Source organism: Variovorax sp. FW305-3-2-15-B-LB1 (assembly GCF_058787635.1).
This window is the reverse complement of sequence record NZ_JBYSZY010000010.1, coordinates 1-15,881: the sequence shown is the minus strand read 5'-3', so window position 1 is coordinate 15,881 and position 15,881 is coordinate 1. Positions and strand designations below refer to the sequence as shown.

The 15,881-nt window shown below is 68.9% G+C and carries 15 protein-coding genes; 14 read left to right on the top strand and 1 reads right to left on the bottom strand.

Annotation, left to right across the window (positions count from 1 at the left end; all coding sequences use genetic code 11):
* Positions 1 to 43 precede the first annotated feature (43 nt).
* From AC3WQR_RS08625 to urtE, 6 genes are all read left to right on the top strand, one after another.
* A complete protein-coding gene (locus tag AC3WQR_RS08625) occupies positions 44 to 367 on the top strand; it encodes a nucleotide pyrophosphohydrolase (RefSeq protein WP_492741750.1) in 324 nt (107 codons plus the stop codon).
* A gap of 117 nt (positions 368 to 484) precedes the next feature.
* Positions 485 to 1,753, top strand: a complete 1,269-nt coding sequence (gene urtA, locus AC3WQR_RS08620) for an urea ABC transporter substrate-binding protein (protein ID WP_013543023.1) — start codon at positions 485 to 487, stop codon at positions 1,751 to 1,753.
* A 162-nt stretch (positions 1,754 to 1,915) separates the two neighbouring features.
* Complete coding sequence (urtB, locus tag AC3WQR_RS08615) at positions 1,916 to 3,463, top strand: urea ABC transporter permease subunit UrtB (protein WP_492741821.1); 1,548 nt, start codon at positions 1,916 to 1,918, stop codon at positions 3,461 to 3,463.
* Complete coding sequence (gene urtC, locus AC3WQR_RS08610; RefSeq protein ID WP_492741749.1) at positions 3,460 to 4,692, top strand: urea ABC transporter permease subunit UrtC; 1,233 nt, start codon at positions 3,460 to 3,462, stop codon at positions 4,690 to 4,692. Before urtB ends, urtC begins: the two co-directional genes overlap by 4 nt.
* A complete protein-coding gene (urtD, locus tag AC3WQR_RS08605; RefSeq protein ID WP_095744117.1) occupies positions 4,689 to 5,567 on the top strand; it encodes an urea ABC transporter ATP-binding protein UrtD in 879 nt (292 codons plus the stop codon). The genes urtC and urtD overlap by 4 nt, the downstream gene beginning before the upstream one ends.
* Positions 5,568 to 5,830: 263 nt before the next feature.
* Positions 5,831 to 6,523, top strand: coding sequence for an urea ABC transporter ATP-binding subunit UrtE (gene urtE, locus AC3WQR_RS08600; RefSeq protein ID WP_492741748.1), 693 nt, complete (start codon positions 5,831 to 5,833; stop codon positions 6,521 to 6,523).
* A gap of 4 nt (positions 6,524 to 6,527) precedes the next feature.
* On the opposite strand, the gene AC3WQR_RS08595 is transcribed toward urtE, so the two are convergent.
* On the bottom strand, positions 6,528 to 7,334 hold the full coding sequence (locus tag AC3WQR_RS08595; protein WP_492741747.1) for an IclR family transcriptional regulator: 807 nt from the start codon (positions 7,332 to 7,334) through the stop codon (positions 6,528 to 6,530).
* Positions 7,335 to 7,438: 104 nt separating this feature from the next.
* Here AC3WQR_RS08595 and AC3WQR_RS08590 point away from each other — a divergent pair, with 104 nt between their 5' ends.
* The 8 genes from AC3WQR_RS08590 (at position 7,439) to AC3WQR_RS08555 (ending at position 15,793) form a co-directional block, all read left to right on the top strand.
* A complete protein-coding gene (locus AC3WQR_RS08590) occupies positions 7,439 to 8,224 on the top strand; it encodes an enoyl-CoA hydratase-related protein (protein ID WP_492741746.1) in 786 nt (261 codons plus the stop codon).
* A gap of 2 nt (positions 8,225 to 8,226) precedes the next feature.
* Positions 8,227 to 9,390: a CaiB/BaiF CoA transferase family protein gene (locus tag AC3WQR_RS08585; protein WP_492741745.1), complete on the top strand. Its 1,164-nt coding sequence runs from the start codon at positions 8,227 to 8,229 to the stop codon at positions 9,388 to 9,390.
* Between the two features lie 46 nt (positions 9,391 to 9,436).
* Positions 9,437 to 10,402 (top strand): Bug family tripartite tricarboxylate transporter substrate binding protein, encoded by a 966-nt coding sequence (locus tag AC3WQR_RS08580; RefSeq protein WP_492741744.1) that lies wholly within the window; start codon positions 9,437 to 9,439, stop codon positions 10,400 to 10,402.
* The gene (locus tag AC3WQR_RS08575; RefSeq protein ID WP_492741743.1) at positions 10,399 to 11,166 is read left to right on the top strand and encodes an enoyl-CoA hydratase/isomerase family protein; all 768 of its coding nucleotides are present in this window, start codon (positions 10,399 to 10,401) and stop codon (positions 11,164 to 11,166) included. Before AC3WQR_RS08580 ends, AC3WQR_RS08575 begins: the two co-directional genes overlap by 4 nt.
* A gap of 116 nt (positions 11,167 to 11,282) precedes the next feature.
* Entirely contained in the window at positions 11,283 to 12,539 is a 1,257-nt protein-coding gene (locus tag AC3WQR_RS08570) for an MFS transporter (protein WP_492741742.1), read from the top strand.
* Positions 12,540 to 12,612: 73 nt separating this feature from the next.
* Complete coding sequence (locus AC3WQR_RS08565) at positions 12,613 to 13,146, top strand: DUF3592 domain-containing protein (protein ID WP_492741741.1); 534 nt, start codon at positions 12,613 to 12,615, stop codon at positions 13,144 to 13,146.
* The gene (locus AC3WQR_RS08560) at positions 13,143 to 14,693 is read left to right on the top strand and encodes an alkaline phosphatase D family protein (RefSeq protein WP_492741740.1); all 1,551 of its coding nucleotides are present in this window, start codon (positions 13,143 to 13,145) and stop codon (positions 14,691 to 14,693) included. Before AC3WQR_RS08565 ends, AC3WQR_RS08560 begins: the two co-directional genes overlap by 4 nt.
* 89 nt (positions 14,694 to 14,782) lie before the next feature.
* On the top strand, positions 14,783 to 15,793 hold the full coding sequence (locus AC3WQR_RS08555; protein ID WP_492741739.1) for an aldo/keto reductase: 1,011 nt from the start codon (positions 14,783 to 14,785) through the stop codon (positions 15,791 to 15,793).
* Positions 15,794 to 15,881 lie beyond the last annotated feature (88 nt).

The window sequence follows — 15,881 nt, the reverse complement described above, 5'->3', positions numbered from 1 at the left end:
CGGGTAGCCATGCCAAACTCGCGGCAGACCCCGCAGGATTGACATGGCCACCGAACTTCAAGCACTGACCCAGGCCTTGCGCGACTTCGCACAAGCCCGCGACTGGGAGCAATTCCACTCCCCCAAGAACCTCGCCGCCGCGCTGTCGGTCGAGGCTGCCGAACTGCTCGAGCATTTCCAGTGGCTCACCGAAGCGCAAAGCCGGGCGCTGCCCGCAGACCAGCGCGCGCAGATCGGCACCGAGATCGCGGACGTCCTGCTCTACCTGCTGCAGCTGGCCGACAAGCTCGGCATCGACCCGGTCGAGGCGGCGAAGCACAAGATGCTCGCCAACGCCGTGAAGTACCCGGCCCCGCCACCCGCCTGAGTACCTCCGTGTACGCCACCCGGCGTATTTCCCCTTTGTGGTGCGTTCCGCAGACTCCTCTCCATCGCCAGCCCCGCGCTGTCGACAAGGTTCAACCCACCCGGAGCAGGAGTCCACATGCAACGTCGTTTCACACTCAAGGCGCTCACCGCCGCCGTCGCGCTGGCCAGCATTTCTGCTGCGCCTGCATTCGCAGCCGACACCATCAAGGTCGGCGTGCTGCACTCGCTGTCGGGCACGATGGCCATCTCGGAAACCGTGTTGAAGGACACGGTGCTGATGGCCATCGACGACATCAACAAGAAGGGCGGCGTGCTGGGCAAGCAGCTGGAGCCCGTGGTGGTCGACCCGGCCTCCAACTGGCCGCTGTTCGCTGAAAAGACCAAGCAGCTGCTCGGCCAGGACAAGGTCTCGGTGATCTTCGGCTGCTGGACCTCGGTGTCGCGCAAGTCCGTGCTGCCGGTGGTCGAGGAAATGAACGGCCTCTTGTTCTACCCCGTGCAGTACGAGGGTGAAGAGCTCTCGAAGAACGTGTTCTACACGGGCGCCGCACCCAACCAGCAAGCGATTCCGGCCGTCGACTACCTCATGAGCAAGGAAGGCGGCGGCGCCAAGCGCTGGGTGCTGCTGGGCACCGACTACGTGTACCCGCGCACCACCAACAAGATCCTGCGCGCCTACCTCAAGAGCAAGGGCGTGGCCGACAAGGACATCGACGAGAAGTACACCCCCTTCGGCCACAGCGACTACCAGACCATCGTCGCCGACATCAAGAAGTTCTCGGCCGGTGGCAAGACCGCCGTGGTCTCGACCATCAACGGCGACTCCAACGTGCCCTTCTACAAGGAACTGGGCAACGCGGGCCTGAAGGCCAAGGACGTGCCGGTGGTCGCCTTCTCGGTGGGCGAGGAAGAACTGCGCGGCGTGGACACCAAGCCGCTCGTGGGCCACCTCGCGGCATGGAACTACTTCATGTCGATCAAGAACCCGACCAACACGGCGTTCATCAAGCAGTGGAGCGACTACGCTAAGGCCAAGAACATCGCCGGCCACAAGGACAAGCCGCTCACCAACGACCCGATGGAAGCCACCTGGATCGGCATCCACATGTGGAAGCAGGCGGTCGAGAAGGCCAAGTCGACCGACACCGACAAGGTGATCGCCGCGATGGCCGGCCAGACCTTCACGGCACCGTCGGGCATCGTGTCGAAGATGGACGAGAAGAACCACCACCTGCACAAGAGCGTGTTCATCGGCGAGATCAAGGCCGACGGGCAGTTCAGCGTGGTGTGGAAGACGCCGGGTCCGGTCAAGGCCAAGCCGTGGAGCCCGTACATCGAAGGCAACGACAAGAAGCCGGATTACCCCGCTGGCAAGTCGATGTAACTGGGGCTCGCTCCCAGGCTGTGCGCACTTCGTGTCGCTTCGCCTTCCCCCTACCGGGGGCAACACCTGAGGGCCGGCAAAGCCGGTTCCTCGGTGTTCCCGAATGAGAGAAACGCTGTGCATCCATTACTGCGCTCAATTTGTTCCTGCACGACGGCGCTGCTGTTGCTGGCAGCAGCGCCCGTCCATGCGCTGACCGCCGACGAAGCCAAGGCCATCGCCTCCGGCGAATCCGAAGCCCGCATCGCCGCACTCAACAAGGCCGTCCTCACTGCCGACGACAAGACCGCCGCGTTCATCCAGGCGATGTCCGACGACGCCGTGAAGTACACCGAAGACAAGGTCTTCGTGATGAAGGACGACAAGGGCTTCGACCCCGTCACCGGCTCCGAGCTGAAGGTGCCCGACACCGCCGAGGACGTCGTCAACAACAACCTCATGCGCGGCGCACTCGATGCCGCACAGGCCGCACTCAAGCTCACGAGCACCGACGACGCGGTGCGCGCCGAAGCTGCGCAGGCGCTCTTCAAGGAGCCCGACGAGTCGCGCATTCCCATGGTCGAGAAGGCGCTGGCCGCCGAGACCAACCCCAAGATCAAGGCGCAGCTCGAGCTGGTGCGTGCCGCCAGCATGCTCACGAGCGCCGACAAGGCCAAGCGCCTGGCCGCGGCCAAGGAGCTGGGCAACAACCGCAACCCCGACACCAAGCTGCTGCTCAACCAACGCCTGGCCGACGAAACCGAGGCCGACGTCAAGGCGGCCATCACCGCATCGATCGCCAACATCGACGGCGCGCTGGTCTGGGGCGACCGCATCAACGCCGTGTTCAGCGGCATCAGCCTGGGCTCGGTGCTGCTGCTCGCCGCGCTCGGCCTGGCCATCACCTACGGCCTCATGGGCGTCATCAACATGGCGCACGGCGAGCTGATGATGATCGGCGCCTACGCCACCTACGTGATGCAGGGCATCTTCCAGAGGTACATGCCCGAGGCAGCGTTCGGCTGGTACCTGGTGGCCGCCATTCCCGTGTCCTTCCTCGCCTCGGCGCTCGTGGGCGCGGTGCTCGAGCGTGGCGTGATCCGCTTCCTGTATGGCCGTCCTCTCGAGACGCTGCTCGCCACCTGGGGCATCAGCCTGATGCTGCAGCAGCTCGTGCGTTCGCTCTTCGGCGCGCAGAACGTCGGCGTGGAAAACCCCGGCTGGATGAGCGGCGGCTTCACCATGCTGAGCAACGTCACGCTGCCGTGGAACCGCATCTGCATCATCGTCTTCGCGGCGCTCGTGTTGCTGGCGATGGGCTGGCTCATCGGCAAGACGCGCCTGGGCCTGTTCGTGCGCGGCGTCACGCAGAACCGCCCGATCGCCTCGTGCATGGGCGTGAACACCGCACGCATCGACACCTACGCCTTCGCGCTCGGCTCCGGCATCGCGGGCCTGGCGGGCTGTGCGTTGAGCCAGATCGGCAACGTCGGCCCCGACCTGGGCCAGAGCTACATCGTCGACAGTTTCATGGTGGTCGTGATGGGCGGCGTCGGCCAGCTCGCGGGCACCGTGTATGCGGCCCTGGGGCTGGGCATTCTCAACAAGTTCATCGAGGGCTGGGCGGGCGCGGTGCTTGCGAAGATCGCGGTGCTTGTCTTCATCATCATCTTCATCCAGAAGCGGCCGCAAGGCATCTTCGCGATGAAGGGCCGGAGCGCAGAGGCATGAGCAAGGTCACGTTGCCAACTAAAGGTCCGCTGCTGAGCGGCAAGGGCTGGACGGCCTTCTTCGTCGCACTCATCGTGGTGTGCGCGATCGCGCCGGTGCTCAACATCGTGGTGCCGGTCGACAGCCCGCTGCACATGAGCGACTACGCCGTGGCGCTGGTCGGCAAGATCATGTGCTACGCCATCTGCGCGCTGGCCATGGACCTGATCTGGGGCTACACCGGCATCCTGTCGCTGGGCCACGGCCTGTTCTTCGCGCTGGGCGGCTACATGATGGGCATGTACCTCATGCGCCAGATCGGCCGCGACGGCAACTACAAGAGCGACCTGCCCGACTTCATGGTGTTCCTCGACTGGAAGGAACTGCCCTGGCATTGGACCTTCAGCGGCAGCTTCGGCATGACGCTGCTGCTCATCGTGGCGGTGCCCGGCCTCATCGCCTTCGTGTTCGGCTTCTTCGCCTTCCGCTCGCGCATCAAGGGCGTGTACTTCTCGATCATCACGCAGGCCATGACCTTCGCCGCCATGCTGCTGTTCTTCCGCAACGAGACGGGCTTCGGCGGCAACAACGGCTTCACCGACTTCAAGCGCATCCTGAACATCCCGATCGCCACGCAGGAGATGCGCATGACGCTCTTCGCGCTCACCGGCCTCACGCTGCTGGGCTTCTTCCTGTTCGCCAAGTGGCTCATCGGCAGCAAGTTCGGCCGCGTGCTGCAGGCCATTCGCGACGCCGAAACGCGCGTGATGTTCTCGGGCTACAACCCGCTACCGTACAAGCTCACGATCTGGGTCATCTCCGCCGTCATGTGCGGCGTGGCCGGCGCGCTGTACGTGCCGCAGGTCGGCATCATCAACCCGGGCGAGATGAGCGCGGCCAACTCCATCGAGATCGCGGTGTGGGCCGCAGTCGGTGGGCGCGCCACGCTGATCGGTCCGATCCTCGGCGCCTTCATCGTCAACGGCGCCAAGAGCTGGCTCACCGTGGCTTACCCCGAGTACTGGCTGTACTTCCTGGGCGCCTTGTTCATTGCTGTCACGCTGTTCCTGCCGAACGGCATCGTGGGGTTGGTGCGCAAGTGGTTGTCGCGCGAGAAGACACAGAAGGCCGCAGCGCCGGCTGCGAAGGAAGCGCGGCGCGAGCCCGCCGCCGCGCACCCCGCGCATGCCGAGCCCGAAGCAACCGTGCAGGCGCCTCTGGTCGCCGAGGTGAAGGGAGCCCGCGCATGACGCCCGACCTGATGGAAGCCGGCGCCGAGCGCGCCGCACGCGCGGCCGGCCTGCACGCGGCCACGGGCCAGACCGAATCGGGTGGCCGCACCGCAGGCTTCAGCCGCATCGCCACGCCGGGCGAGGTCGACATCACCCACGGCCGCATCCTGTACCTGGAAGACGTGAGCGTGAGCTTCGACGGCTTCAAGGCCATCAACAAGCTCTCGCTCGACATCGCGCCGGGCGAGCTGCGCTGCATCATCGGACCCAACGGCGCGGGCAAGACCACGATGATGGACATCATCACCGGCAAGACCCGGCCCGATTCGGGCACCGTGTTCTTCGGCAGCACCATCGACCTGCTGCGCCACCGCGAGGCCGACATCGCGCAGCTGGGCATCGGCCGCAAGTTCCAGAAGCCGACGGTGTTCGAGCACCTCACTGTGTTCGAGAATCTCGAGCTCGCACTGAAGACCGACAAGGGCGTGCGCGCCTCGATGCTGTTCAGGCTCGACTCGGCGCAGAGCGACCGCCTGGCCGAGGTGCTGGAGACCATCCACCTGGCCGACAGCGTGTCGCGCCTGGCCGGCAACCTGAGCCACGGCCAGAAGCAGTGGCTCGAGATCGGCATGCTGCTCATGCAAGACCCGAAGCTGCTGCTGCTCGACGAGCCCGTGGCCGGCATGACCGACGAGGAAACCGCTCGCACCGCCGAGCTGTTCCTCACGCTCAAGGGCAAGCACTCGCTGATGGTGGTGGAGCATGACATGAGCTTCATCCGCACCATCTCCGAGATCGTGACCGTGCTGTGCGATGGCTCGGTGCTCGCGCAAGGCACACTCGACGAAGTGCAGGCCGACGAACGCGTGATCGAGGTCTACCTTGGGCGGTGAACTTGTCGCCGCGGCCAGAGCCGACGGCATCAACGCCACGACCAGCGCCCGGTGGGCGGTGCGGTGTGGGCGGCCCCTCTGTGCCGCCGAGGAGCGCAGCGTTTCGCGGATCAGGGCTCGCAGCTGTTTGAGCGCAGCGAGTTCTGCGAGACCCCGCGAAACGCGAGCACCGCAGGGCAGCCCGAAGGGCCGGCACAGTGGGGCCGACCGCGCCGTGCCGCCCACCGGGTGCCCCCGATAAAGACCAAGGAAGGCATCCCACCATGCTGAAAGTAAAAAACATCCACCAGTACTACGGCGGCTCCCACATCCTCAGAGACGTGAGCTTCCAGGCCACGCTCGGCAAGGTCACGGTATTGCTCGGCCGCAACGGCGTCGGCAAGACCACGCTGCTGAAGTCGCTCATGGGCCTGGTGCCCATCAAGAGCGGCAGCATCGAACTCGAAGGCAAGCCGATCCACAAGGCCACGCCGTACGACAGGGCCAGGGCCGGCATCGGCTTCGTGCCGCAGGGCCGCGAGATCTTCGCGCGGCTCACGGTGGAAGAGAACCTGCGCATGGGCCTGGCCTACAAGAGCGGCGGCACGCCGATTCCTGCGGAGCTGTTCGAGCTGTTCCCCGTGCTCAAGCAGATGATCAACAGAAGAGGCGGGGACCTGTCAGGCGGGCAGCAGCAGCAACTGGCGATCGCCCGCGCCCTCGCGCCCAAGCCCAAGCTGCTGATCCTCGACGAGCCCACCGAAGGCATCCAGCCCAGCATCATCAAGGACATCGGCCGCGTCATCCGCATGCTGGCCGACCGCGGCGACATGGCCATCGTGCTGTGCGAGCAGTACTACGACTTCGCGCAGGAGCTGGCCGACGACTACCTCGTGATGGAGCGCGGCGAAGTCATTGCGCGCGGCCTGGGAAAAGACATGGAAGCGCAGGGCGTGCGGCAGCTGGTCGCGATCTGACGCGCTACCGCGCCCACGTCTTGCGCAGGTCGGACGCAAGGCGCAGCAGCAGATCGGCGTGCGTCCGCAGTGCATCCGCCGACACCTCGCCCGTCGTCGGAAAACTCACGTTCATCGCATAGAGGCTGCCTGACGGCGCGCGCAGCGGCAGCGCTACCGCCGTCATGCCCGGCGCCCAGTTCGCGTGGCAATAGCCTTGCGCGTCCACCGCACGCAGCGCCGCATCCACCTGTCGCTGCAGCGCGGGCCAGTCGCTGCCATGCGCCTTGCGCAACTGGGCCAGCAAGGCCTTGCGTTCCGTCGCCTGCATGCCCGCCAGGAAGGCACACCCCAGCGACGTGCTCGCGATCGGCAGGCGCGAGCCCGGCAGGATGCGCCGGAAGATGCCCAGCCGGCTGAAGCGCACCGAGTCCAGGTACACCATCTCCAGCTGGTCGGCCACCGCCAGGCCCACGTTCACGCGCCGGCCCTCGGCCAGCGCGCGCATCAGCGGCAGGGCCTGCGCCAGCGTCTGCTCCGAGGTGCGGAACGACAGGGCCAGGCTCAGGCACGCGGCCGTCAGCCGGTAGCCGCGCTGCTCCAGGTCGTAGGCGAGAAAGCCCGCATCCACCAGCGAGCGTGTCAGGCGGCTCACCGTGGGCCGCGGCAGCTGCGTGCGGTCGGCCAGCTCGGCGTTGGTCAGCACGTCCACCCCATGCCGGAAGGCGCGCAGCAACGCCAGCCCGCGCTCGAGCGAATGGCTGCCCGGCGTGCTGCGCACGAAGGTGCCGGTCGACTGCGTTTCGGCCCGGGTGGAGGTGGAGCGGGGCATGGCCATGATTTCGGTCAGCGAAATTGCAGCATTGTCACCGCCAAGGTGCGCCGGAATACTGAGCCCATGCCCGACACAGGGCGAGCAACGAACCGGAGACACGCTTGGAATTCACGGAACTCAGGTACGCGGTGACCGACCGCGTCGCCTCGATCACCTTCGACCGCCCCGACCGGCTCAACGCCTGGACGCCCACGCTGGAAGCCGAGCTGCGCGAAGCCATCCACCTGGCGCAGGCCGACGACGACGTGCGCTGCGCGGTGCTGACCGGTGCTGGTCGCGGCTTCTGCGCCGGCATGGACATGGCGGTGTTGGGCGCAGCAGTCCGGCCGCCCGTGCCGCAGGCGCCCTCGGACGACGACCTCGCGCAGCGCTACGGCTACCTCGGCGGCTTCGACAAGCCGCTGATCGCCGCGATCAACGGCGCCGCAGCTGGCGTCGGGCTGTGCCTCGCGCTGCATGCCGACCTGCGCTACGTGGCGGCCGGCGCCAAGCTCAGCTTTCCCTATGCGCGCCGCGGCCTCGTGGCCGAGCACGGCACGGCCTGGCTGCTGCCGCGCCTCATCGGCCCGATGCACGCCGCCGACCTGCTGCTGACCGGCCGCACCGTGATGGCCGAGGAGGCCGATCGCATGGGGCTGGCCTGGCTGCTGCCGGCCGAGGGCTTTCTCGACGCGGTGCTCGCGCGCGCCGGCGAGATCGCGAACGCCGCCTCGCCGCGCGCCACCCGCGTCATCAAGCAGCAGTTGCGCGCCGCCCGCTACCAGACGCTGGGCCAGGCCACGCGCGAGGCCGACCGTGAGATTGCTGCCTGCCGCGACACCGACGACTTCCGCGAGGGCGTGCAGCACTTCCTCGACAAACGCGCCCCCCGATTCACAGGACATTGAACATGACGACCCCTTTCCACAACATCGCCGCCGCGCAGCCGCTGGCCGGCATCAAGGTCATCGAGGTCGGGCAGAACATCGCCGGGCCCTACGCGGGAGAGATCCTGTCCTCGCTCGGCGCCGAGGTGGTGAAGATCGAGCGGCCCGGCGCGGGCGACGACGCGCGCGGCTGGGGCCCGCCGTTCTGGCGCGGCACCGCGACCACCTTCCAGGCCATGAACCACGGCAAGAAGAGCATCGCGCTCGACCTGAAGAACCCGGCGCACGTGCAGTGGCTGCGCGAACACGCCGCGCAGGCCGACGTGTTCATCCAGAACATGCGCCCCGGCTCGCTCGAAGAACTGGAACTCGGCCCCAACGTGCTGCGCGCGCTCAACCCCCGGCTGGTGTACTGCTCGCTGTGGGCCTTCGGGCACAAGGGGCCGATGCGCCTGGCGCCCGGCTACGAGCCGATGGTGCAGGCCTTCGCGGGCATCTTCAGCATCAACGGCGCCGAAAGCGGCCCGTCGGCGCGCGTCGGCATGCAGGTGCTCGACCTGGGCACCGGCATCTGGGCGGCGCTGGGCTGCATCGCCGCGCTGCTGCGGCGTGCGACGACGGGGCAGGGCTGCGTGGTCGACACCTCGCTGTTCGAGACCGCGCTGGGCTGGCTGCAGGTGATGATGGCCGGCTTCCACGCCACGGGCCGTCAGCCCGAGCGCCACCGCAGCGGCAACCCCAACGTGGTGGTGTTCCAGGCGCTGCCCACCGAAGACGGCGAGATCGTCGTGGCCGCCGCCAACGACCGCCTGTTCGCCAAGCTGGCGCGCGCCACGGGCCACGAGGAATGGACGCGCGACGAACGCTTTGCGAGCAACGCGCTGCGCGTGCAGCACAAGGCGCTGCTCATCCCCGCGCTGGAGGCCGTGTTCCGCACGCGCTCGACGCAGCAGTGGCTCGACGCGCTGGAGCCGCTGGGCATTCCGTGCGCGCCGATCCAGGACTTTGCGCAGGTGCTGGCGCAGCCGCAGACCGAGGCCATCGGCATCTTCCAGACCGTGCCCGACGAAGAGCTGCGCATCGTCGGGCTGCCGCTGTCCTTCGACGGCGAACGCCCGCAGGTACGGGCCCGCGCGCCCGGCGTGGGCGAGCACAACGAGGCGCTGGGCGCCGGCGCGCTCGGCTGAGCACCCACCGGCCACGACATTCAAAAACAGACAGGAGACACATCCCATGCACAGAAGACACTGCCTCGCCTGGCTGGCGGGCCTGCCGTTCGCGGCCACCGCCGGCGTCGCGCTTGCTCAGGACAAGGACAAGCCGATCCAGATCATCGTGCCCTTCGGCCCCGGCGGCTCGGGCGACATCTCGGCGCGCATGCTGGCCGAGTTCCTCACGCGCAAGACCGGCCGCGCGGTGGTGGTCGACAACCGCCCCGGCGGCAACGGCATCATCGGCGTGGAGGCGGTGCGCAACGCGCCAGCCGACGGCTCGGTGCTGCTGCTGGCCACCACGTCCACGCACCTGGCCAACCCCAGCCTGTTCCGCAAGCTGCCCTACGACCCGGGCAAGGACTTCCGACTGGTCGGCTCCTTCGGCCCCGGCTCCACCTACATGCTGGTGCGGCCCGACGCGCCCTACAAGACGCTGCAGGAGTTCGTGGCCGCCGCGAAGAAGGCACCGGGCAGCATCAACTACGGCCACTTCAACGCGACCTCGAAGGTCACGGGCGCGCTGTTCGCGCACGAGGCCGGCATCGAGCTGGCGCCCATTCCCTACAAGCAGGTGAGCCAGGCGATGTCGGAGCTCATCGCCGGGCAGATCCAGGTGGTGTTCACCGACACCGTGGCCGGCGACGCCTTCGTGGCCTCGGGCCAGCTGCGTGCGCTGGCCGTGCACAGCGACGCGCGGCTCAAGCGCTACCCGGCGCTGCCGCTGATCGCCGAGACGTACCCGAAGTTCACCATCCGCGGCGGCTTCCTCGGCATTGCCGTGCCAGCCGCGACGCCGGTGGAGATCCAGCAGAAACTCAACACCTGGATCAACGAGGCCGTGACCACCGACCCGATCCGCTCGCGGCTCGAGGGCTTTGCCTTCGCGCCGGCCAAGGTCAGCCTCGCCGACCTTGCCACCTTCGAGCGCCAGGAGCGCGAGAAGTGGAAGGGTTACGTCGACATCGCCAAGCTGGAGGTCCAATGAGCCACATCGCATCCCTCGACGCGGGCCACGCGCACGTCGCGCTGCTCGAAATCCGCCGCGGTCCTTTCAACTACGTGAACGAGGCGCTGCTGCGCGAGCTGGCCGACCACCTCGACCGGCTCGACGCCGACCCCGGCTGCCGCGCGGTCGTGCTGGCTGCCGAGGGGCGCGCCTTCAGCGCCGGCGCCGACTTCAACAGCGGGGACGACGACGGCACCTCGCGCGACCCCGGCCCGCTGTACGCGCAGGCGATGCGGCTCTTTCGCAGCGCCAAGCCCCTGGTCGCCGCGGTGCACGGCGCGGCGGTGGGCGCGGGCCTCGGCCTCGCGGTGGCGGCCGACTTTCGCGTGAGCTGCGCCGAGGCGCGCTTCAGCGCCAACTTCAACCGCCTGGGCTTTCACCCGGGCTTCGGCCTGAGCGCGACGCTGCCGCGCCTCGTCGGGGCGCAGCAGGCGGGCCTGCTGTTCTTCACCGGGCGGCGCATCGGCGGCGAGGAAGCGCTGCGCATCGGCCTCGTCGACCAGCTGGTGCCGGCCGACGAGGTGCGCGCGAGCGCGCTGGCGCTGGCGGGCGAGATCGCGCTGTCGGCCCCGCTCGCCGTCGAAGCCACGCGCGCCACCCTGCGGCGCGGCCTGGCCGACGCCGTGGCCGAGGCCAACCGCCACGAGCGCGAGGTGCAGTGCGTGCAGTTCGCGACCGACGACTTCAAGGAAGGCGTGCGCGCCATGGCCGAGCGCCGGGCGCCGCAGTTCCAGCGGCGCTGAGGCTTCGTCTGCAAGACGGTACCGACGCGGCGCACGAGAGCATCTTCACAATTTAAGGGTTTACCCTAGAATCGGGCCTTGCCCGCGTCCGCCGGGCACCCCCCAGGAGCCCGGCCTTGAACGCCTCACCGTCCGCCCGCGAAGGCGCGGAAACCACCGCCCTTGCACCGTCCGTCTCGTCCGCCCAGTTCCTGCGCGCGGTGCTCGCGCTCGGCGTCGGCGGCTTTGCCATCGGCACCGGCGAGTTCGTCATCATGGGCCTGCTGCCCGAGGTCGCGAAAGACATCGCCGTCACCATCCCGCAGGCCGGCCACGTCATCAGCGCCTACGCGCTGGGCGTGGTCATCGGCGCGCCCGTGCTCGCGGTGCTGGCCGCCGGCTGGGGCCGACGCGCACTGCTGATCGCGCTGATGGCCGTGTTCGCGGCCGGCAACTTCGCCAGCGCGATGGCGCCCGGCTACCTGTCGCTCAACCTGCTGCGCTTTGCCACCGGCCTGCCGCACGGCACCTACTTCGGCGTGGCCGCGCTCGTGGCCGCCACGCTCGCGCCGCCGGGGCGCCGTGCGCGCGCCGTCGGCCTCGTGATGCTGGGGCTCACCGGCGCCACGCTGGTCGGCGTGCCCATCGCGGCGTGGCTGGGCCAGCTGTTCGGCTGGCGCGCGGCCTTCGTGTTCGTGGGTGTCATCGCGCTCGTTGCGGTGCTGCTGTTGCGCCGTGACGTGCCCGACATCGCACCCGCCGCCGGCGCCAGCCCGTGGCGCGAACTCGGCGCGCTCAAGCGCAAGCAGGTGTGGTTCACGCTCGGCATCGGCGCCATCGGCTTCGGCGGCATGTTCGCCGTGTTCAGCTACATCAAGCCCACGCTGATCGAAGTGGCCGGCCTGCCGCTGGGCGGCGTGCCCTTCGTGCTCGCGCTGTTCGGCCTGGGCATGGTCACCGGCAACCTCGTGGGTTCGCGGCTGGCCGACAAGTCGCTCATGCGCACCATCGGCGGCGTGCTCGTCTACGCGGCGCTCGTGCTTGCCAGCTTCACCTTCGCGGCGCACCACGTCGTGACGGCGGCCTTCACCGTGTTCCTGATCGGCACCACCGTCGCCATCGGCCCGGCCCTGCAGATCCGCCTGATGGACGTGGCCGGCGACGCACAAACGCTCGCCGCCGCGCTCAACCACTCGGCCTTCAACATGGCCAACGCCCTCGGCGCCTGGCTCGGCGGCGTCGCCATTGCGGCCGGCCTGGGCTGGACCTCGACCGGTTGGGTCGGCGCGCTGCTGGCACTGGCGGGTGTGGGCATCTTTGCCTGGGCGGTCGCGAGCGCGCGTGCGGATGCGCGGCGGCCGGTGGCCGTGGTTTGCGAAGGGTCGGTGGGCTGAGACGCCGTTCTGCAGTGGCGGTGCTGTAAGAGAAGGGCGCCAGAATCAGGCACGTTCCTGATGGCTGGAGTCCATGCATATCTTTCGAGTGTTGGTGGCGACGTGCGTTGCGGCGATGGGCGTCGCCATGCTGTGTGTCGCGCTGCTGTCGGCGTATGACGCGGCGCTGGTTCTTCTTTCCTACGACGAAGTCGAGGGTGTCGTCACCGGCGTCAACGGCGACGAGGTGCGGGTCGACTACGTCCGACCCGATGGCCGAAAAGCCGTCCTGCGGGCCGGCCGTGGCGGCAAGTTCAGCGCGCGCCCCGTGGGCAAGAAGCTCGCAGTCCTGCTGCCTCCGCGGGACCGGACAAACAACGCAGCGCAGCCGATCCTCAAGAGCGACCTGAACCGGGTCGCCGCGGAATTCATGGTCGCGCTGTTCCTGCTCGGCGGCGCTGCAGCGATCTGGTGGGGAAAGTCTCGCCGTGTTTCCTCACAGTCGGTCGAAGGCATACGCACGAGGAGCTTCGACACCCGCCCGAAGAACCCCGAACGGCAAGCGCAGCTGCAAGCATCGATCGACCTCGAGATCGCCGAGCGACGCGCCAAGAAAGACGCCCGATGACCACTCCGCTTTTCACCCGCCGACGCCTGCTGCACACCGTCCTCGCCGCCGCCGCGCTCGGCCATCCCTTCCTGCACCTGCGCGCCCAGCCCTCGGCTTCGCGCGACCCGTTCACGCTCGGCATCGCCTCGGGCGCGCCACGGCCGGACGGCATGGTGCTGTGGACGCGGCTCGCGCCCGACCCGGTGCAGGGCGGCGGCATGGGCGAGGCGTCTGTGGCGGTGCAGTGGGAGGTCGCCGAGGACGAGCGCTTTCGCCGCATCGTGACCAAGGGCATCGCCAGCGCCGAGGCCGACCTCGCGCACTCGGTGCACGTCGAAGTACAGGGCCTGCGCCCCGGCCGCCCTTACTGGTACCGCTTCACCGCCGCCGGCGTGCGCAGCCCCGTCGGCCGCACGCGCACCGCGCCGGCCGACGATGACGCCGCCGTGCAGCCGCTGCGCTTCGCCTTCGCCTCGTGCCAGCAGTACGAGGAGGGCTACTACGCCGCCTACCGCGACATGGCCGCGCAGCCGCTCGACTTCGTCGTGCACCTGGGCGACTACATCTACGAAAGCTCGCGCGGCTCGCACAACGTGCGCCGCCACGAGGGCGGCATTCCCACCGACCTGGCCGGCTTTCGCAACCGCTACGCGCTCTACAAGACCGACCCGCACCTGCAGGCCGCGCACGCGGCCTTTCCCTGGCTCGTGACCTGGGACGACCACGAGGTCGCCAACGACTACACCGACGACGTCTCGCCGCGCACGCCCGACCCGGCGCAGTTTCTCGCGATCCGCGCCGCTGCCTACCAAGCCTGGTACGAGCACATGCCCGTGCCCGCCTCCATGCGCCCGCGCGGCGCCAGCGCGACCATCTACGGGCGCCATCGCTTCGGCCGCATGCTCGACGTGATGCTGCTCGATGGCCGGCAGTACCGCTCGCACCACGCCTGCCTCCCGGGCCGCAGCACCAAGCCGCTGGTTGACTGCGCCGACCGGCTGGCGCCGGAGCGCAGCCTGCTCGGCATGCAGCAGGAAGCCTGGCTCGCGAACGAACTCGCAACGCCGCCGGCGCGCTGGACCGTCATCGCCCAACCGACCTTGCTCGCCGAGGCCGACCGCCAGCGCGGCCCCGGTCACGGCTACTGGATGGACGGCTGGGACGGTTACGCCGCCGCGCGCACGCGCCTGCTCGACGCGCTGGCCGCCAACCCGTCGCGCGGCGGCGATGCGCTGGTGCTCGGCGGCGACGTGCACGCCTTCTGGGCCGCCGACCTGCGCCGCGAGCCGCAGGGGCCCGTCGTCGCGACCGAGTTCGTCGGCGGCGCCATCACCTCCGAAGGGCCCAGCGCCGCCAGCGTGGCCCACATGCGCGCGAAGAACGAACACCTGCGCTACGGCCGCGCCGACAAGCGCGGCTACGGCCTCATGACGCTCGACGCGCGCGGCTGCGCGGTCGAGTTCCGCGCGGTGGACGACGAGAAGAACGCCGACTCCGTCGTGGCGGCCATGGCCCGCTTCTCGGTCGAACGCGGCGCGCCCGGCGTGCACCTCGAATCCACCTGAATCTCCAGCGCCTGCAGGAATGCGCGGCCGTGCCTATGATGGCCGCCGCCTCTTTCCCTCCCTCTCCCACCTTCTCGGAGCGAGCCTGCATGAGCATTCCCACCACCCGCCTGGGCCGTACCGGCCTCACCGTGTCCCGCCTGGCCCTGGGCACCATGACCTTCGGCCTGCAGACCGACGAGGCCGTGTCGCACCAGATCCTGGACAAGGCCGCCGACGCCGGCATCAACTTCCTCGACACCGCCGATGTGTACCCGCTGGGCGGCACCATCGAGACCACCGGCCGCACCGAAGAGATCATCGGCAACTGGCTCGACAAGCAGGGCTCCGCGGGCCGTCGCCGCTTCGTGGTCGCCACCAAGGCCGTCAACAAGGTCGGCCCCAACCCGTGGGACCAGGGCGCTTCGCGCAAGCACCTGCTCGACGCCATCGACCTCTCGCTCAAGCGCCTGAAGACCGACCACGTCGACCTGTACCAGCTGCACATGGACGACCGCGAGACCCCGCTCGAAGAAAGCCTCGAGGCGCTCGACGTCATCGTCAAGTCGGGCCGCGCGCGCTACATCGGCGTGTCGAATTTCCTGGCCTACCGTCTGGCGCGCGCGCTGGGCAAGGCCGAGCTGCACCGCTTCACGCGCTTCGTGTCGGTGCAGCCGCGCTACAGCCTGCTGTTCCGCGAGATCGAGCGCGAGCTGCTGCCGCTCGCGGCCGAAGAGGGCCTGGGCGTGATTCCCTACAACCCGCTGGCCGGCGGCCTGCTCACCGGCAAGTACAAGCCCGGCGCCAAGCCCGAGGAGAACACCCGCTTCACCCTCGGCACCGCCGGCGGCATGTACCAGGACCGCTACTGGAACGACCGCAGCTTCGACACCGTCACCCAGCTGCACGCTCTGGCCGACGAAGCCGGCGTGCCGCTGGCCACGCTGGCCGTGGCGTGGGTCATGGCCAACCCGCTGATCACCGCGCCGCTGCTGGGCGCCAGCCGCCCCGAACAGCTCGACGCCACCGTGGCCGCCGCCAGCTACGTGCTCGACCCGGCGCTCAAGCAGAAGCTCGACGCGCTCACCGCCGAGTACCGCAAGGGCGACGCGCCCCGCTGAGCGAACGGGCGTGCGGGCGCCCGGATGGCCTGCGCGCAGTACGTGCTTGGGCCATGCGGGAGAATCGCGCCCGGCATGACCACATCCC